10 protein-coding genes, 1 pseudogene and 1 CRISPR repeat array (1 of these 12 only partly in view) are annotated in these 18,451 nt (G+C 67.6%); of the genes and pseudogenes, 7 read left to right on the forward strand and 4 right to left on the reverse strand.

Going from position 1 to position 18,451, the window contains the following annotated elements; genetic code table 11:
* The first annotated feature begins 4 nt into the window (after nt 1-4).
* Nucleotides 5-3,409, forward strand: a complete 3,405-nt coding sequence (locus SNA_RS24340) for an AfsR/SARP family transcriptional regulator (protein WP_037789587.1) — start codon at nt 5-7, stop codon at nt 3,407-3,409.
* A 305-nt stretch (nt 3,410-3,714) separates the two neighbouring features.
* Nucleotides 3,715-4,188 carry a prepilin peptidase gene (locus SNA_RS24345; RefSeq protein ID WP_052808979.1) on the forward strand — a complete coding sequence of 158 codons (474 nt, stop codon included), beginning with the start codon at nt 3,715-3,717 and terminating at the stop codon, nt 4,186-4,188.
* 590 nt (nt 4,189-4,778) lie between these two features.
* Here SNA_RS24345 and SNA_RS42725 read toward each other — a convergent pair.
* The 3 genes from SNA_RS42725 to SNA_RS38550 form a co-directional block, all read right to left on the reverse strand.
* Nucleotides 4,779-5,387: a hypothetical protein gene (locus SNA_RS42725; protein WP_157880074.1), complete on the reverse strand. Its 609-nt coding sequence runs from the start codon at nt 5,385-5,387 to the stop codon at nt 4,779-4,781.
* Nucleotides 5,387-6,274 carry a ParA family protein gene (locus SNA_RS24355; protein WP_030065853.1) on the reverse strand — a complete coding sequence of 296 codons (888 nt, stop codon included), beginning with the start codon at nt 6,272-6,274 and terminating at the stop codon, nt 5,387-5,389. Before SNA_RS24355 ends, SNA_RS42725 begins: the two co-directional genes overlap by 1 nt.
* Nucleotides 6,275-10,899: 4,625 nt before the next feature.
* The gene (locus SNA_RS38550) at nt 10,900-11,268 is read right to left on the reverse strand and encodes a diguanylate cyclase domain-containing protein (protein WP_241779814.1); all 369 of its coding nucleotides are present in this window, start codon (nt 11,266-11,268) and stop codon (nt 10,900-10,902) included.
* Between SNA_RS38550 and SNA_RS45325 the strand changes: the two genes are divergently transcribed.
* The 4 genes and pseudogenes from SNA_RS45325 to SNA_RS24375 all read left to right on the forward strand — a co-directional run bounded on the left by SNA_RS45325 (nt 11,164) and on the right by SNA_RS24375 (nt 13,435).
* Nucleotides 11,164-11,415 carry an Imm51 family immunity protein gene (locus tag SNA_RS45325; protein ID WP_157880075.1) on the forward strand — a complete coding sequence of 84 codons (252 nt, stop codon included), beginning with the start codon at nt 11,164-11,166 and terminating at the stop codon, nt 11,413-11,415. The genes SNA_RS38550 and SNA_RS45325 overlap by 105 nt on opposite strands.
* Nucleotides 11,416-11,526: 111 nt before the next feature.
* Complete coding sequence (locus tag SNA_RS40405; protein WP_198535127.1) at nt 11,527-11,769, forward strand: hypothetical protein; 243 nt, start codon at nt 11,527-11,529, stop codon at nt 11,767-11,769.
* Nucleotides 11,770-12,311: 542 nt separating this feature from the next.
* Nucleotides 12,312-12,940 (forward strand): annotated as a pseudogene (locus SNA_RS24370) (Rossmann-fold NAD(P)-binding domain-containing protein); the annotation flags it as partial.
* A gap of 120 nt (nt 12,941-13,060) precedes the next feature.
* The gene (locus SNA_RS24375) at nt 13,061-13,435 is read left to right on the forward strand and encodes a hypothetical protein (RefSeq protein WP_030065856.1); all 375 of its coding nucleotides are present in this window, start codon (nt 13,061-13,063) and stop codon (nt 13,433-13,435) included.
* A 214-nt stretch (nt 13,436-13,649) separates the two neighbouring features.
* Here the strand turns inward: SNA_RS24375 and SNA_RS24380 are convergent, their stop codons facing one another.
* Nucleotides 13,650-14,018: a DUF6197 family protein gene (locus SNA_RS24380; RefSeq protein WP_241779815.1), complete on the reverse strand. Its 369-nt coding sequence runs from the start codon at nt 14,016-14,018 to the stop codon at nt 13,650-13,652.
* A 1,304-nt stretch (nt 14,019-15,322) separates the two neighbouring features.
* Between SNA_RS24380 and SNA_RS24385 the strand changes: the two genes are divergently transcribed.
* Nucleotides 15,323-17,506, forward strand: coding sequence for a hypothetical protein (locus SNA_RS24385; RefSeq protein WP_241779816.1), 2,184 nt, complete (start codon nt 15,323-15,325; stop codon nt 17,504-17,506).
* A gap of 463 nt (nt 17,507-17,969) precedes the next feature.
* Nucleotides 17,970-18,451: direct repeats of the CRISPR family, unit length 29 nt; unit sequence CGAACCATCCCTGCGCCTGCGGGGAGAAC; it runs 401 nt beyond the window's last position.

Raw genomic sequence — 18,451 nt, forward strand, 5'->3', positions numbered from 1 at the left:
TGACATGCTCCACTCCCCCATGCGCCGCCGCCCCTGGCCGCTCACCCTGGTACGCATCACCGGCAGCCTGGTAGCCCTGGCAGCCCTCGTCGTCGGCCTGCCGATCGCGCTGCTGCGCATCGGCACGCTGCCCAACGGCATGCCCTCGGTGGGCGACATCGGCGATGCGCTGATGGCGCCGGACGACGGGCAGGTCCTGTTCACCGCCATCACCCTCGTGTGCTGGGTGCTGTGGGCATGGTTCATCGCCTCCCTGGTCGTGGAGGCCGCAGCGCTGCTGCGCCACCGGGCCGCACCGCGCGTGCGGGGCCTGGCCGCACCACAACGCCTGGCGGCAGTGCTGCTGGGCGGGCTGCTGGTCCTTCCGTCGGCCACAGCCATTGCCGCAACACCTGCGACCGCGGTCGCCCACAACGCCACCGCAGCGCCCGGCCCCTCCACTGCCCACACGCCCACCCCGCAGCAGGCCACGCACAACGGCCCCCGGCACACCGTGGGAGCGACCGGCGAGACGCTCTGGGACCTGGCCGAGCACTACCTCGGCGACGGGCGCCGCTACAGCGAACTGCGCGCCCTCAATCCCGGTTTGCCGCAGACCGCGACGCTGCCCGCGGGGACCATCGTCAACCTGCCAGCCGACGCGAGCGGCATGCACACGGACCTCGCCGCGGCCACCCCAGCCTCCGCCGAGGCCGGCACGCAGCATGAGGCGAAGACCGAGACCTACACGGTGGCTTCGGGCGATTCGCTGTCCTTCATCGCGCAGAAGAAGCTCGGCGACGGTGACCGGTGGCGCGACATCTACGCCGAGAACAAGGACACGATCCACGATCCCGACCTGATCTACCCCGGCGAGCGCGTCGACCTTCCCCCGCAGGCCACCCCGAGCCCTCCGAGCGAGTCCGGCAAGCACGACCAGGACACGGCTCCGGGGCACGAGCGACCCGCGCCCGAGCCACACGACGGCAGCAACGCCGCACCCCACCACGAGCACCAGGAGCACGGCGGGCACGGAGAGAAGGAGAAGCCCGCGCCCGACGCCTCCGACTCGAAGTCCGGAGGGCAGACGGCGGCACCCTCGCGGAAGCCCTCCGCGGACCCGGAGTCAGCTAAGCCTTCTGCTCCGCACTCCCCCACCGAAGCAACTCTTGCCCCCCACACGCCCGCCCGCGCCACGGCCTCGGAGCAGGTCAGCTCCGGCCAGATCGCCGGGATTGGTGGCGGCGTTTTGGCCGCGGCCCTGCTCTCCGCGGTGGCCACCCGACGCACCCTGCAGCAGCGGCGTCGGCACCGCGGCCGCCGCATCGCCCTCCCCCAAGACGAAGCCGCCGCCACCGAGCAGAACCTGCGCACCGCCGAGGCCTCGCTGGACACCACAATGCTCGACGGCGCCCTGCGTACCGCAGCCGTCCATCTCGCCGACGCCGGCCGAGAGCTGCCTTCCCTGTCCGCGGCGGTGATCAGCCCTACCGAGATCATGCTGCACCTGACCGAACCAGCTGATCCCGTACCGCCGTTCACCGCGGCCGACGACACGCAGCGGCGGTGGACCTGCCCAACCCACGGGAGTGAGCTGCTGCCCCAGGAGCAGAGCGACGACATCGACTCCCCGTATCCGGCATTGGCCTCCCTGGGCTGGGACGAACAGGGCCACCTGATCCTCATCGACCTGGAGAACGTCGGCCACCTCCATCTGACGGGCCCCGACCGGCACCGCGTGCTACGCACCGTGGCCCTGGAACTCGCCGCCAGCGAGTTCGCCGACCACCTCGTCGTCGGCTCCGTCGCCGATGCCGCGCCCGGTCTGGTCAGCGAGATGCCCGAGCGCGTCATCGAACACGCCACCCTCAGCGAGGCAGTGTGCGGTCTGCGGGCCCATCATGCCGAGCAGCAGCGCGCCCTGGGCGTCCTGGCGACCGACAACCTGCACCGGGCTCGGACCGGCGTGGACACCGCGGCTGCCTGGAACCCTTATTGCCTCCTCGCTGGCGACCTTGACACCAGCCTCGTGGAGACAGCCGAGGCCCTGGAAGGGCTGCGGGAGGTCGTCACGCAGCGGCCGCGATCGGCGACCACAGTCGTCACCACTGGCCCGGAGGCGCCGGACGGCGCGCACGTTCTGTATGCCGACACCGCCGCCGGACCTGTCACCTGGACGCTTCCGGGCACCGACGTAGAGGTGCGGTGCAGCCTCCAGGCGCTGACCGATGAGCACTACGCGCAGGCCCTGGAAGTGCTGGCCACTGCCCGTGCCGACGACGTCCCCGCATCTCAGCCCGTCATCACCGCACCCAAGGCCGTCCCCGACGCACCACAAGAGCCGTTGCGCGAGACTCAGGACTCGGTGCACGAACCGGAGTCGACTGGTGAGGACACGGCAAGCTCCGCAGGCCGGAGCATCTTTGCGGAATGGGTCAAACCGAGCGCTGCGCCAGCGAGTCTGATGGCACAGTTCGCCATGTACGAGGACACACCGGACGCCACGGTAGATGGACCGGAGCCTCCGTCAGAAGAATCCAATGCGGCCGATGAAGCCGGGGTCGGGGTGCACTTGGTCGACGCGTCGCAAGGAGAGCATGGAGGTGCCAGCGAGCCCATCCCCTCCCCTAGCGAGGCAAAGGCCCCGCACGAAACCACGACCCTGGAGCAAGCCGAGGCACAGACGGGTGGCGGGTTGGTCGTGCGGATGATCGGCCCCGTGGACATCCTGGGCACCCGCGGAACCATCGAATCCAAGCGCAAGAGGACCTGCCTCGAGCTGGCTGCCTTCCTGGTGCTGCATCCCGGCCGCGACCACCACGCCCTGGACGAAGCGATGTGGCCCGGCCGCGACATCGACCGCAGGTACCGCAATGCCACTGTGAGCCGGCTGCGGACCTGGCTCGGTGCCGACGACCACGGCGAGCCCTACCTCCCAGCCGTCGCCAACACCACCGACGTCCGCTATGCCCTGGCTCCCAGCGTCGACTCGGACTGGCACGCATTCCAGCGCCTGACCGCAGCCGCAGCCATCAGCTCCGGCCTCGAGGCCGCAGAACACCTACGTGCTGCCCTCCACCTGGTGCGGGGCCGGCCATTCGCCGGCGTGAACCCTCGCCGGTTCGCGTGGGCCGAGCACCAGATGCAAGACATGATCTCCGCGATCGTCGATGCCGCCGCCGACCTTGCCGAGCACTTCCTCGCCCAGGGGGATCCACGTGGCGCTCTGTGGGCGGCAACCAAGGGGCTGGACGCAGCGCCCGAGATGGAGAGCCTGTTCCGCATCCTGTTCCGCGCCTACGCGGCCCTCGGTGACTATGCAGGGCTGGAGCGGGCAGCGGAGAAACTCGACACCCTCAATATGGAGATCGGGGTCGATATGGAAGAGTCCACGGCCGCCGTCCTGGCCCAGCTCAGCAAGTCGGCCTGAGCGAAACCCCGGGTCGCCGCTCGTCGGCGGCGCAGCACGAGAGGCAGCAGTGCATGTTGAGCCAGCTGGTGGCCACACTTGTGGGGCTTGCGGCGGGGGCTGTTCTTCGCCCGGTCGTTGTCGCTCTCGCTGTCCCGGCCGGACAGCCTGCTGGTGTACCTTGCCCGGCCTGCTCACCACAATCGGTGCCGACGTGGGGCCTGCACGCACTGCGGCTTCTGCCGCCTGGTGGACGCTGCCCCGACTGCCGTGTCCGCCTGTGTGCGCCCTGGCTACCGGAGCTCACCACGGCAGCCGCGTTTGCTGTGGTTGCAGCCGGCGGAGCGGTCGGCTGGTACTGCGTCGCTCAGTACTGGATCGCTTTCCTCGGCGCCGGCCTGCTGTTGATCGACAGTGCCGTGCAGCGGCTGCCGAACCCACTGACAGTGGCTGCCACAGTCGGCACGGTGGTGCTGCTCGCCGCCGCATCCGCTGACCACGAAGCCGGGAGTTTCCTGCGCGCCGCAGCCGTCGCGGCCGCCGCCGGGGGGCTGTTCATGATCCTCGCGCTGTGTGGCATGGGACTTGGCGATGCGAAGCTGGCGATCTCCCTGGGCGCGGTGCTCGGATGGCGTGGTTGGCAGGCCGCACTCCTTGGGCTCGTCCTGACCTATCTCCTCGGCTGCGTGGTGGCGCTGCTCCTCCTGCTCGCCGGGCGTAGACACCGCAAAAGCACCGTGGCCTTCGGGCCGTTCCTGATCGTCGGCACCCTGGCCGCTGTCCTGCTCACGAGCGCCTGAGACGGCTTTTCGGAGCTGCCTGCGGCTTGGTGTCCTACGCCCCGCCGAAAGCGATCGCCGCATTGGCGGGCGTGGGTGTCTCGGGCGTAGGCGTATGCCCATGGCCGTGGCCATGCCGGGGCTGCTCTCACGAGCTGGAGGTTCGGGATGGACGCGGCGGTCTCGTTGCTCTCCGATGCGGTGCCGGCCAGCACGGCGATGGCGGTAACGGCGGATCCAGCCGTCGGAGTGGCGGCGGTAGTCGAAGTGATGGGCGAGCGAGAAGGCGAGGGATGTCGTGATGTCAGTTCCGCGCCGCACTGCAGGCCATGGCCTCTCGGATCGCGTGTCGACCCACAGCTGTACGCCAAAAACCGCTGTGCGGCCCACTGAGGGCCTGCCAGGGCCTGCCAGGGCAGGCAGTCAAGCAGGCTTCAGTTCGGGCCGCACACAAGTTTCCGCAGGTCAGAAGGCATGCACCATGCGACATTTAGTGGCAAAACGCACCTCGATCCGAGGCTGCACATCTGTCCCCGGAGAATACGAAGGCTCAAGCTGGCGGGCCTCCAACGTTCCTGAGCCCACCAGCCCAACCGCTACCTGACGTCAGTTCAGTCCTTCTTGCAGGGCTTCTCAGGAAGGCAGTAATTCAAAGCAACGGCGATGTACGTGGACTCGTTCGTGAGCCCGGACATCTCCACCAGCTGAGCCATCACCTGCCGGTCCTCGGGCCGTGGAGACCACTGCCGCTGCTCCGACCCAGTCCCCTTCGGGGGGCCAGCAACACCCTGCGGAGCAAACAAGGAAGTCTTGACCTTCGGGCCCTGCACGGCGTACGTCAACATCTCTTCCATCACGCTCACGGACTTGTCGGCCATCAGCATGACCACCTCCGTGACCGTCAGGTTCTTGTCCTTCCGAAACCGCTCAAGCCTCTTGGCCACGCCAACCGACACCCGAAAACCAACAGGTCGCCGGTACGGCTCACGCCCATCCGAGGCCACCTCCTGCTGCGCCTGGGAAGGTGCGGGCTTCACAACCGGAGCTGGAGCCGGAGCCGCAGCGGGCGCAGGCACGGCCGCAGCCGCGCTCCCTCCGCCTTGCCATGCACCGAAGACACCACCACCCCCGGCGCCGGCGCCACCCCCGGAAAACGCGTCCTCCAGCGACTCCCCCGCCGTCTCCTCGGGCTCCGATGTGGCGTCCTTGCTCTTAGCCATCAGGTTGCGCTCCTCAGCATCTGGGCTCGTTCAAAGATCTCGATGGTCAAAGCGTCGTGATCCTCAGACAGTGCGGTCGCCGCTTCGGGAATCGAGCGCTCCCCCGCCTTCCGCCGCTCATGCAGTTCGTACACAGGGCAGAAGAACCCTGGCCGACGCGCGAGCTCGGCCGCCTTCTCCGACTGACCGATGACAGTGTCGAACGTGTGGGAGACCTTGCCGAGGATCTTCTTCGCGCGTTCTTCGACGTCCTTGTGGATGCCGGTGGCATTCCGCGGCGACGCAAAGTGCACCACGCCCAGCAGGGTGAGCATGGGATTGATCTGAGACTTCACCATGCCAAAGCTGCTTGCGATGTCCTTGAGTCCGTCCTCAAGGGAGGCACTGTCACTCTTGACCGGCGTGACCAGCCACCGGGCCGCCGCCAGGCACATGATCAAGAGGTTGGGGTTCTCCGGCGGACTGTCGATGAATACGGCATCGTACTTCGGCAACAGAGGCTGCAGACACTGCGCGAGGCGCAGGAACGCGGGCAGAGGACCCTGGCTGGTGGCGATGGAGACGAAGATGTCGTTGAGGTCGCGGACCTTCCTCCCGCCAACGACCACGTCCAGATTCTCTCGAACGCCCGTGAGAGGTACGAGCGGGGTTCCGCTGCGCATGGACTGTGCGAAGGCCTCGCCCTCGTCCTGTTCGCCGTAGCCCAGCTCACGTCGAAGATTGCCCTGGCCGTTGACGTCGATGGCCAGAGTCCGCAGCCCTTCCCGAGCCGACTTCGCTGCTGCATTACCGGTCAGCGTCGTCTTGCCGACGCCTCCCTTCCCGTTGCCGAACATGAAGACGTTCGCGAAAAGAGCGTGGTCAATGCCCAGGTCGGCGGCCGACATTACGAGACCTCCGGAGGGTGTCATGGAACTCATCTGAACCTCTGCTGCGTTGGTCCTGCCTGTGGGCCAGGGTTGGGTAGTACGACGGCGCACATTCTGCCACGTGATCACCAAACCGTCGCTCCCGCCACGCAGCGCCCCGGTCACAAAAGCTCATCAGTACGCAAACGCCGGTTCGGACGGGCCGCCAGAAAGGGCAGCACCCAACACGCCGATGCTGCACACGGCCCAGGAAGCACACAAGCCGCCACACAGGACAGCTTCAGGGGAGACACGTCTACGTCAAAGCTGGGCACGCTGTGCGGCACAAAGACAGGTAGCCGTCCCACAGCCGAGCGATGCAGCCGGCATACAGACGGGCTCTCAGTCACGCGGACAGGGCAGCTCTCCTCAACAGTTGGTGCTCCAGAAGGCAGCACAACGGCTGCCCACCGAGGTACTCCATGGGCACCGCCTCTGGATAGCAAGCTCACCCGCTGGCGTGACTCAACATCCCGTACTACACAAGCCACCGTGCACGGCACTATGTGCCGTCACTTGCCTCAGACCAAAGAGCGCAGCGCGCCAACAGCCGCGATGTCCGCCAACTCAGCACGCACGCACAGGCTCCCAAAGAGCAAGAAGCACCCCACCTGGTTGCAAGCCACAAACAATGTCGCGCTTGACTGCACGTCTCACCTCGCGACAGCAAGCGTTCATGCAAGCACACCACGCACGACACACCTGCTCATTCTCGCCTGCAGCGCGGCCATCCACTAGGCGGGCGGATAGGTCCACCAGCAGCCACACCGGTACGCCAAGCCGCATCCCATCGCGCTCTGCGTCTTGCTCGTAGCTATGCCAGCAAGCAAGGAGACTGGCCTGGAGACCGGCACAAAGGCATAGGGCTTTTCGCGCACATCTCGTTCCATACATGCAGTCAGCAGTGCAAGGAACTATGGGGACAGGCGCGTGGGCGTAGTTAGGTGCACGGTAGTGAAGCGGCATGCTTCCAGTGCCCTGGCCACACGAGCAGCAAGATCTCGAAACTTACGAGCAGTCAACGCTGCACGTTCAGGATCACACCATGATGACGACACAGTGCCCAACATAGCTGCATCCAGGAGACGAGGCACTCAGATAGCCAGCGGTTCACACAGCGCTGACACCGCGTTTGGCAAGGTGTTTGGAAGCTTGTTTGGGTTCACGTTTTGAGACAAACGTGGATCTCCGATGGAAGCGACCTGAAGAACCAAGGCACGACTGGGCAAACCTGCTGAGAGGCCCCGAGAAGCGAGGGCTCTCCGAGCCGTGACAGGTCGCCCCATAGGGTTGCATCCGACGCCAGGATCGCAAGGCAGAAGGTCCGCCTTCAGCACTTGTAACAATCTGCATCGCACACTCCTGACACATGCAATGCCCACCTGGAGCCGACCCCCTGCTGCGATGCACAGATGCCCAGCAGGGCACAGTCATGACGGCATGCCATCTGCCACATCATGGTCGCGGGTGACTGCGTAGCTCTTTGCAGATACTCGTGTCCTGCCCGCGGTGACAGCTCTCGCCTGCCTGCAGGTCACCGTGCTGAACGTGCAGCTCTTCCAGCATGCGACCCCTGAGGCTTCATCCGTTTAAGCGACAGGCCGGGAATTGCGACACCACGAGCAGAACGCAAGGAGCCTTTGGGGAGCCATCGTCCGGAGCAGCTGCAGAGCGACACATCAGGGGACTCAGCATGCGAGGAACAGCGCCCGGATCCAGCAAAGCACGCCGCAGCATTGACCCAGCGCCGATGGATCCGCCTGCCATTTCCAGGGCGAAACCGAATTCCTACAGGGCTGTTTCCCATCAGAATTCGAGCACTGGCTCATTCAGCGTCTGCCCCCACACCCTTCTGGCCTATACAGGCATCCGGTCCGCCAGCCTCCACCCAGGAAGGACTCAGGTCGTGCAGCACGTCTGCTGCCTCAGGTGCATCGCCCTAGCCATCTCGCTAGTCCGGAATGGCCAGCGAGACGTCTTCAGGTCAAGGTGAACCCACTTGTAAGTTCACCAGTTCCTGCCCTCGGACCCACCGCTATCCGTGCTCGTTCCTGATACTGGGGCATCGTTCTACGCAGACGTCGGCTGACCACGTCTCGTGCATGGCATCCGCAGTCACGTACTTCCTGCCCTCGCAAAGTCGGGACGGTGACGACGAACGCGGGAGCCGGGAGAGCTTCGCCGCCGGTTTCATGAGGCGTCTGCAGCAGCCGGGCTCTCCGCATTCGGCATAGGGGAGAGGCCGCCGACTGTGCACTTCAGCTGACATCACGCTGCGGATCATCTTCGGCGCGTTACCTCCGTTGGCGGAGGCGTCGCACTGGCACATCGTGATCTCGGTGCGGGCATCGACGATGCCTCGACAGCAGATCGCACCGTGACGGCACGGTGTCCACGTGGCCGACGCATGGGCGAGCAGGACAACCGCACGCAGAGGAGAGCGCCGACTGGGACAACGCCCTTGGCCTGGCTCCCGATCGCCGCCACAGGTGCCGTCATGACACATTCCACGGAGCCTGTGCACGAGCGCCTTGCCGTCGGCGGATCCTCCCTTGATTCCTGGCGCGAGCGCGCAAGCACAGGACACCAGCGAGCGCATCAGGCAGAGCGAAATCCCGGCAGGCACGATCAATGGGCACCGCGCCTACTCCAACGGAGAGTTCGGTGAACAGTCGTTGCCTCGAATCGTCGAGGCCGAACCCGCCGAACCAGATTTGCGCAAACGTGACAATTCACGAAGAAAGCGACGCACATAATGCCGCCTCTCGCGGCCTTTCAGAGAGGACCTGGGGCGATGGGACTCTGAACCGTCTCCCAGGCCGTCAGGCACCCGCCTAGGGCCTTTGAGGTGCCGCCAGCCTCAGCATGTGACCCAAACGGAGCGGAATCTCACGAGCACCGCAGTCCCGGACCGGCCGGCAGCGCCATGAACGGAGAGCCGGGTCACGGGGGCGGGGGAGCAGCATGCTGATGCGCCGACGCATACCCCTGGTGCAGGACGCGTCGTCACAAGCCCGCACAGCAGACGCCGGGCGGCCGGCAGAACAGACGCCGTGGCCACGCGACGCCGACGGCTTCCGTGACCGTGCGCAGAACCCCATGTTTACCGTCCCGGTCAGTGGTCTGGCATGTGCCCACTGTCCGCTGGTGCCCACGCCCGGGGTGAAGGGCCTTCCCTCATGAGCTACCTCTACGGCACCTTCAGCACCGATGACACGGTTCTCACCGGCGCAGCAGGCCAGGATTCGGTGGCGTGTTGCGCCATCGGCTCCCGACATCAGCGTGGTCACATAAGCGGGAAGGGGAAGTGTCGGTGCGGGCCCCGGTGCCCCGACGCAGGGCTCGCACCGAGCGCCGACATCTGGATGCCAAACCGCTTTGCGGGCTAACAGGCCGCGGATGCGAGCGTGTTCGTCTTTGCGGGGGCGGCTCCTCGAAGCCCGCAAAAGTGGATTCGCCCGGAACGCCCCTGCAGTCGGCCAGGCGAGGCCCAGCAGGAATCCGCCGCGAAGCGCTCGCCATGAACTCAACGATCCGTCCGCATATCGCCGTCCGGAGTCACCCGTTCGGTTGAATGGCGGGCTGGTCGGGGGAGAAGTGGGCCTCGGGATTCGTCGGGAGGGGCGAGGACGCACACCGTGTCCCTGCCCGATAGAGGGAGAACCACTAGATGACACCGCCCTTGGAATGGACCGGATACCTCCCGGCCGTCGTGAGCGCGGTACACGCGCTGGGCGTCTTGCTGTGCCTTTGCCGGGAGCGCGTCCCTGGCGGAGGAGAGCCCCGTCGACCACGAGTTGCCGAGGAGCAGCCGGGTCGTGAGGAATGCGGTTGCGTTGCTGGTCCCTCGGCGGTGCGGGTGGACGTCGCGGCGCCGCCGGCGGCGGCGTCACTGCGCGTCGTGGTCGTCGCCGGCATCACCCCAGGCGGTGGCATGGCGGGGGAGGAGCGGGTTCCGTGGTAGGCAACGGCCTGCCCGGAGAGCCGGGGGATTTGGGTGGAGAGGCGGGGGCCCGACTTGCACTTCCAGGCGCAGGTGGAGGGACCGTTCGACGCGGTTGGCCACGAGACCGTGGCCCGGGTGCTCAAGGATTGGGCCAGCGAACGCCCCAGCTGGCGGGAGGCACTGCCGTGGGTTGCATGGACCCCGACCTCTGAACCATCTCAGTGAGGGCACAGGCTCGGCGCGAGTCGGCGTGTGGGTGTGGACCAAGACGACGGCGATGAGGTCGGGACCGTGATCGTCGCCAGGCCTGGTGTGGCCGCGCGCTCGATCCACGGTCCGATCCAGACGGCGACGTCCTACCAGCGGCCCGGCGTCCAGAGCTCCGGACCACGCAGGGCGGCGAGCATCGCGCGGCACTGGTCGACGGCGGCCTGAGTTGGGCGCGTGGCGTCGTCCGACGGGTTCAGGAGTTCGTTCGTCAGGTTGCTGCCGAGGACGGCGGCGCGGTAGCGGGGTGGGGGAGCGTCCTGCCAGCGCGCGCCGAAGCAGCCGAGTTCACGTGAGGGGTCGTCACGGAGCCTCCAGGCTCGTAGGAATGGAGATGCCCAGGGGGCCGCGCCGGCCGCGGGGGGCAGCCGATCGCGACGCGGGGACCGGCCTAGACGGTCAGGCGGGCCGCAAGTGACTTGAGGAAGGCATCGCCGGTCTCGTGGCCAAAGCCGTCGTTGATGGCCTTGAAGTGGTTTTCCTGGACTAAAAAGTCGATCTTGTGGTCGGCGCGCACCCTTGTCGCTGCGGTGCCATCGAGCACGGATATCGTCGCGTCGTAGACACGCGCGATCTGGCACCGTTTCTGCTTGAAGACCTCGATTTCGATCCCGGTCACAGCCTTCGGCTCACGGACTGGAACGAGCTGGTGCCGGTGCTCCAGGCTGCGGGTCGAGAGGGGAACGGCTATACCTGGGAAGGCATCGCACGACTCCTGGTAGCCCGATATCTGCCCGATGCGGCGGATCAGTTGGAGCACGACTCCGAGTCCGGGATGTTCGCTGTGTACTCGTCGAATCGTGAGGTCCTTGAAGCTCTGGGCGTCCTTATGAGCGACCTGTATCGATCACCGGAGCGACTGGCTGCGTTCTTGGCCTCGGTCGATCCTGATCTGTTCGACGACTGACCGCTGTTCGGGCCAGCGTCCTCCCGGTGATTCGCGCACTCGTCGTGCCATGCTGGAGCCCTCCATGAAGGTGGAGGCGAAGTGCGGCATGCTTGGCTTGGTAGGTGAGCCGTGGCCCTGGTCGATCAGGACGCCGCATACGTCGTCGCTGTGGCGGCGCAGGATCTGCCGGGCCTCGTCGGCAGCCGCATCGCCGCACTCCGAGCCCTCGTCTCCGAGATGCCGCCCGCCATTGCCGCACAGGCCGTTGGCTACACCGCTCAGTGCGCCAAACGACATGCCAAGGCATCAGGCATGACATGGGCGAACTACGTCCCCGCCCGCCACCCTCCCGCCAGTGAAATGGGGAGATGATGCCGCCATGCCAGATGAGCCGAAACGCCCCCTCAGCGAGCTCCAACCGGGCCAAGTAGTTCAGGCAACCATCACTAGCCATCAGCCATGGGGCATCACAGCGAACCTCATCGCCTATGAGTCAGTCGGCGCGTCACTGGACGTCATCCGCCGAGGCAGTGAGCCAGGCGTGAAGGCACTGGCCCAGGACCTCCCGCCGCTGGGAGCGACCATCGATCTGGTCATCGGCGAATTGCGCTCGTGGCACCACGAACCGTGGGTCTGGGTCGATCTCACATGCCCCTGAACAGCTGCAATGGAGCTCATCGCCGCGGCCAGCGACTCCAGCTCACGACATCGTGATACGTGATGCCGTCAGTAGTCACTAGACATCAACGAGACCAGGGCGGCTTGCTTTCAGCGGAAGACAGGCAAGGAGCCATCGTCGGGGTCGTACGGGGCGACGTCGACCAGGTCCTCGTCCTGCCCGTCCATCACCTGCTCCAGGCGCCGGGGAAGCAGACGATGCGGGGGCCGGGCGCTGCGGGCGGGGCCGGGGCTACGAAGAGGTCGACCGTGAACGATACGGCGAGGCCAAGTCCGCCTGCGAAACGCTCACCCGCACTGCTCTGGTTGACCGCCTCCTCATCGCACGCGCCGGACTCATCGGTGGGCCCGGCGCCCACAGCGACCGCTCTGGCTACTGGGTCGCCCGCGCCGCCCGCGCCCCCCAGGCGCCGTTGCTCGTCCCCGACACCCCGCAGGTCCCGGCGCAGACCATCAACGTACGCGACCTGGCGACCTGGCTCCTCGACGCTGCAGAAAACGAGCCACAGGCGCCTACAACGCGGTGGGCCCGGCCGTGCCCTTCGCCGAGTGGATCAACCTGTCCCGCAGCGTCGGCGGACACACCGGACCAGTCATCACGGTGGCGTCCCAGCAACTCCTCGCGCACAGAGTGGCCCAGTACATGGGCCCCGACTCACTGCCCCTGTGGGTGGTCGAACCGGGATGGGAGGGCTGGGCAGCACGCGACGGCCCTGCCACCACTACCGCGGGCCTACGCCACCGCTCCCGCACCGACCTCCTTGCCGACACACTGCGCTGGGAACGCGAGCAGGGACTGCACCGGCCACGCCGCGCAGGACTCACCCCGGACACAGAGCGCGACCTTCCGGCGTCCTTCGGATAAGGTTTGTTGACCGGAACAACTCATGAGTCTTCGCAGGCCAGGTGGCATGTCTGCTGGGCTTTCCACCGTGCCCGATGAACGTCCCGAGAGGGATCCGCAGTTCCTGCATAGGCTGCTCGCATGATCGTCCGATGCACCCAAATCATCAGCCCGGCGACCGGGGAAGTCGTGCCCGATCACCCCTCCATCCGCGTCGGAGCGGAGTACCCGGTGCTGGAAGTCCTCACTACTGCGAACCGAGTGCAGCTGCGTATCCCTGAGCTGCTCGACACCATGGAGCACCGGGACAGCCCAGGACTGTGGGACGCATCGATGTTCACGGTCGTCAGCAGTCGGATGCCGAGCTGCTGGGTCGCAGAATTGGAGGACGGCAGGCTGACATTGGCGCCGCGTGAATGGCAGCGCACCGGCTTTTGGGAGGACTACTTCGACGTCGTGCCTGCCGCCGTCGACGAGTACGACCGGTTGAGGGCCGAGATCCTCGCCGAGCTTTGATGGCCGAGCTCCACCCCGGCCGATAGACCTGCTCAGGCGGACCGGCATGATGTGGCTGAACCGTAGGTCAGGCCGATGCGCGCGTCACGACCCTGCGGGCCGCATGCCCGGCCTACAGCGATTAACCGGCGCAAGGCGCGGGGCAGGAGCACTGCGGGCAGGGCCGGCGGATTCAGCGGCGCGGGCGGGAAAGGAGCACGGGCAGTTCGAGCGGTTACAGGTCGCGGGCGTCAGCGAGGCGGGATGCCTGGTCGGCCATGCGGATCGGGATGCGGCCTGTGCCGTGCGCGTCGTTGAAGGACGGCACGGAGTCGACGTCGTCGCCGAACTGGCGACGGATCGCGTCCAGGAGTACGGAGGCCGCGTCGGCTTCCAGGCCGCGGTCGCCACCGGCCTCGGCTCGGACGGCTCCGAGCATGCAGCGGGTGCCTTCTGCGCCGGCCAGTACGCCGGAGCACCAGCCGCCGGTGAGCAGCCGGTTATGGGCGCGCTGGAGGAGGGCCGCAACCGGCGTCGGGTACAGCTGCGGGAGCAGGGTGGGCCCGGTGTCGGCGGGGCCGGTGACGACGGCGGCGAGGTCCACGGGGTCGGTGGGGATGTGCGCGGTGTTGACCTCGTATTCGACGGCGGCCTCGTCCAGCTTGGCCGGACCGGGACATGCAAACCTTCACTGTCCGCGCCACGCTCTGAGTCCCGGCGTCGACACCCAAAGGGAGACGCACCAAGCTGCGCGTACGGGTATCCGCGAGCTGGTGACTGGTGCTCTTGGGCAGGCAATCGACCTGGCCCCTGACACGTTAGTCCGGAAAACCAGCACGCCGATCACTTGGCGGCCTGGATGCTCCCGCAGGACGGGATGGCTAGAGCGAATTTTGTCCGTCCTACGGGAGCGCGTAGGCAGCCGACTGGAACTTCTTGGCAGGGCCTGCAGGATGTGGTCAGTTCAGATCACTGAGGAGGTGCGACAAGTGGATGGGACAGATGAGCTGGCGGCAGCGACCACGGCTTGGCCGAGATGCTCGATGGACCGTCAAAGTCTGCCGGTCGCGCCGCCGGTGTAGGGGCGCGCGGCGCGCGATAGGGTGGTCGGCGTTGATCAAAAAAATAGTGGCCCCGTCGATCGCCCTTGGACAAGGCGAGAGGGGCCACCGCGGCCGAGGGACCTTGTGATGGGGGTCCAGTCGGCCTACCGCACACCCTTGAGAAGAAGGACGCGCGACGTGATCAGGGTACCCGTACCCAGCACCGGGCTCATCGCACCCTGCCGTGGTGCCAGCAGCTACACACGCACGCTGGTTCTTCGGTGGGGTGTTCGTGCTGTTTGGGCGCACCTCGACCAGCCCTCCGTGGAGGGGGTCGAGATGACTTAGGAGCTGGGGCGGCTTAGCCGCCTGGGACGCTCAGCCACTCGGTGTTAGCAGCACCTCGGCTCAGCGCCCCACATGTCTCCGGAGGCTTAGCAGGCCCCCGAAGGGATTGTTCGCCGGTTAGCAGCCGGGCGAACAGTTCGAATCTTGGTTCTCCACGAACCCGAAGCGCCACGAGGGGCTTCGTTGTACGCATCCACGTGAAGCGGAGCGGTGTCATTTTGCATCACCGGTCTACCTTTGGCCAGCCCAGCCATGCCCGAATGGCGCGCCTTGGGCGTTTTTTGCGGTCGTGCCGGTCGGTTTCGGCCACCGTCAGTGATCCTTTTCAGCCGCCGACCGCGCCCCCGTCTCATGGGCAGCGGCCGGCTCGGGGGCAACGGATCCGGAGCCGCCAGACGATCTTTTTTCGGATGCGTGTCACATCTGGCCGTTTGTCGGTCCCCTCTCTGTGTGTGACCAGCTGCTCCGCCCTCGTCCTCACCCCGGCCTCCGTGTCCGCTTCGCTGCGGGTGCGCTGGTGAGCGCCGCGGCGGCGGCGGCCGCCGTCATGGTTCCCGGCCCGCGGCTATCGATCGACGACGACGCGGTCGACACTCCGGCCGGACTTCCCCCGCGGCGGCGTCGGCTGCGGTCGATGCCCGCGCAGGCTGGACCAGTGCCGGTCCGTGGCGCGGGTCGCCCGTTGGCGCTGGGGCGGGATGCCCGCGCCCGGCTGGGCGCTGCGGTGCGCACGCTGCTGGAAGCGGCTGGCGTGGAGAGTGCATCGGATGCGGTACGGCTGGCCACGGTGGTCCTGGCGGCGCGGACGCCGTCGGCGTCGGGTGTGGTGCAGATCCGTACAGGTGAGTTGGGCCGGTGGCTGGGACTGTCTGCGTCCTATGTCGCCTCCAACGTGCTGCCGGTGTTGCAGCGGTCCGGCGTGGTCTCCGTGGTCACGTCGGAGGGCGAGTTCGGCCAGCATGACGGCCTGGAGTGCCGGGTGTTGCCACTGTGGAAGGCCCGGGAGGCGGCAGGTCACCCACTCGCGCTGCGGCGCCCGGAGTTCGCGACGCTGCTGCGGCTGCTGGAGGCCGTGATGGCACCTGGTTGGACACACCGGGACGGCCGGGTCACTCCGGCCGGGCTGCTCGGGTCGCGTACGGGCCGCGGCGCGGCGACGGACCGCCTCGCGCTGCTGCTGTTGGTGCTGGAGGCGCGGGAGACCGGGCGAGTGCGGCAGTGTGGCGGCGCGGTGGACACCAAGCGCGGCCGCGCGGCGGCGACGGTGGCCCGGCTGCTGGGCTGCACTGCGTCGGCGGGGGAGCGGGTGCTGGAGCGGCTGGAGGGCCGCGGCGTGGTGAGGCGCATCCGGCTGCGGACGGCGTCCGGTCTCGCGCACCGAACGCGGCTGATGGTGCCGGCGGTCGCCGCCGCGCACGGCCGGGGCAGTGTTGCCGACGGCCAGGAGGACCGCGCGGCGGTCCCGCATCCCGTTTCCACAGAGCCCGACGTTGCGGCAGGGGCTAGTGAGGTTCCTGAGTCGGAGGAAGAGCCGCAGGTCAGCGGCGTGCCGGGGGTCGATGAGGCAGCAGTTGCAGAGCCCGATGATGCGGCAACCCTTCACACTGACCACCCTTCCCTGGCTATTCCCGTCTCGTCTCTCTCGCTCTCTGGTGGTTTTTCCGGCGAGAGCCGTGGGGGGAACCCTGGTCTGCCGGACCGCGCGTGCGTGCGCGAGGACGGCGGCCCGCTGCGCGGGGAACAGCCGAACGAGACCCCGTCGAGCAGCGAGAAGTCCGGCCCCCTCGGGCCGGTGGCCGACGCTCACGCGCGGATCGTCGACGGCTCGGGTCAGAGCAGGCAGCAGTGGGGGAGGGTGCCCCTTCCACCGGAGGACCTGCGGGCCGTCCTGGCCCCGGTCGACCTGGTGTGGGCGCGCCTGGAGCGCCGGGCTGCCCGGAGGTTGGTGGAGGCTGCGGCGCGCCGTGAGCTGGCCTGGGTGACGGGCCATGTGGGCCGCATCGATGCGCCACAGGTCCTCGCTGACCGCCTCACTCGGCGTTTGGATGAGCAGATGCGGCTGGGCGTTTCGATCACGGACCCGGTGGGCTGGCTGATCGGTAGGGCGCTGCCGCGGCGTCAGGGGTGTGCTGAGCCCCGGTGCGACGACGGTGCACTGCTGGACTCGGGCCGGGGCTGCCCGCGGTGCGAGGACCGGCAGCTCGACCGCCGTGCGCAGCGCCGCGCGGTCGCGGCCACCGTCGACACCGCGATGCCCGGAGTCTCCGAGGCGGAGCGGCGGGCGGCCACCGAGCGGCAGCTGCACCGGGACGTGACGGCCAGGGCGTGGGCCCGCGAGCGGGAGTGGGAGCACGCCCGTGCCAGGCAGGCCGCCGCCGAGGCCACCATCCCGGCTGCGCCGGTGGCTCAGGTCGTACTGCCCGCTCCCCGCCCGGCCGCCGTCATTCCCGCTCCGGAGCCGGAGCCCGCCGAGGTCGGCCAGGAGCTGGACCTCGAGGAACTGACCCGCGAGCAGGTCTGTGATTGGCGTGCGCGGGCGATACAGGACCCACAGCTCGTCATCGACCACATCGACCACTATGGCGAGACGTCGGCCAGGAGGCTGTTCACTGGGCGGCTGCTGGACCGGGCACGGCGCCTGTCGGGCACCCATCACTTGGTCCTCGAACACACCACCTGGGGGCAGGCTGAGCGGTGGTGAGAACCGACCCCGCACGCTCTGCTCCGCCCGGATCACCGGACCATCCCCTCTGCTGCGAGGAGAACGACCAGTCGACATCGACCACCCAGTGCACAGACGAACCATCCACGCACCTGCGGGGAAACCCAACGGCTGGAACCGTTCCTGGCCGAAGAGGTCGAACCCTCCCTGCGCCTTCGGCAAGAACCTGGCCGCGGAGGCGAGGGAGCTGCTGCGCTCCGAACCATCCCTGCGCCTGCAGGGAAAACGGTGCGCAGGGCATCGGAGACCACCTGGCCTACGAACCACCCCCGCGCCTGCGGGGAGAACCGCACCCGGGGCGCCGATTTCGGCGTCCCCTCCGAACCATCCCTGCGCGTGCAGGGAGAACTCCGAGATCGCCAAAGCCGACGTCAAGAGCGGCGAACCATCCCCGCAGCTGCGGGGAAAACCAGCCATCGGTGGTATCGCTTTCCGGCGGGGCCGAACCACGCCCGCGGCTGCGGGGAGAACTTCGTCGCCGACCAGGCCCCCGTCACCGTCTACGAACCATCCCTGCACCTGCAGGGAAAACTCACCGGCCTTCGGCATTCCCGCTGGTGGTTCCGAACCATCCCTGCGCCTGCGGGGAGAACAGGCGTTCCACGAGCGGGCGGGTAAGCGGGTCCGAACCATCCTTGCGCCTGCGGGGAGAACAAGGCGTGGCCCATCATCCCCGTGTCCGTCGTCGAACCATCCCTGCACCTGCAGGGAAAACTCACCGGCCTTCGGCATTCCCGCTGGTGGTTCCGAACCATCCCTGCGCCTGCGGGGAGAACAGGCGTTCCACGAGCGGGCGGGTAAGCGGGTCCGAACCATCCTTGCGCCTGCGGGGAGAACAAGGCGTGGCCCATCATCCCCGTGTCCGTCGTCGAACCATCCCTGCACCTGCAGGGAGAACATACTGCCCGACTCCGCCGCCCCTGT

The organism is Streptomyces natalensis ATCC 27448 (assembly GCF_000935125.1).
Classification (GTDB): domain Bacteria; phylum Actinomycetota; class Actinomycetes; order Streptomycetales; family Streptomycetaceae; genus Streptomyces; species Streptomyces natalensis.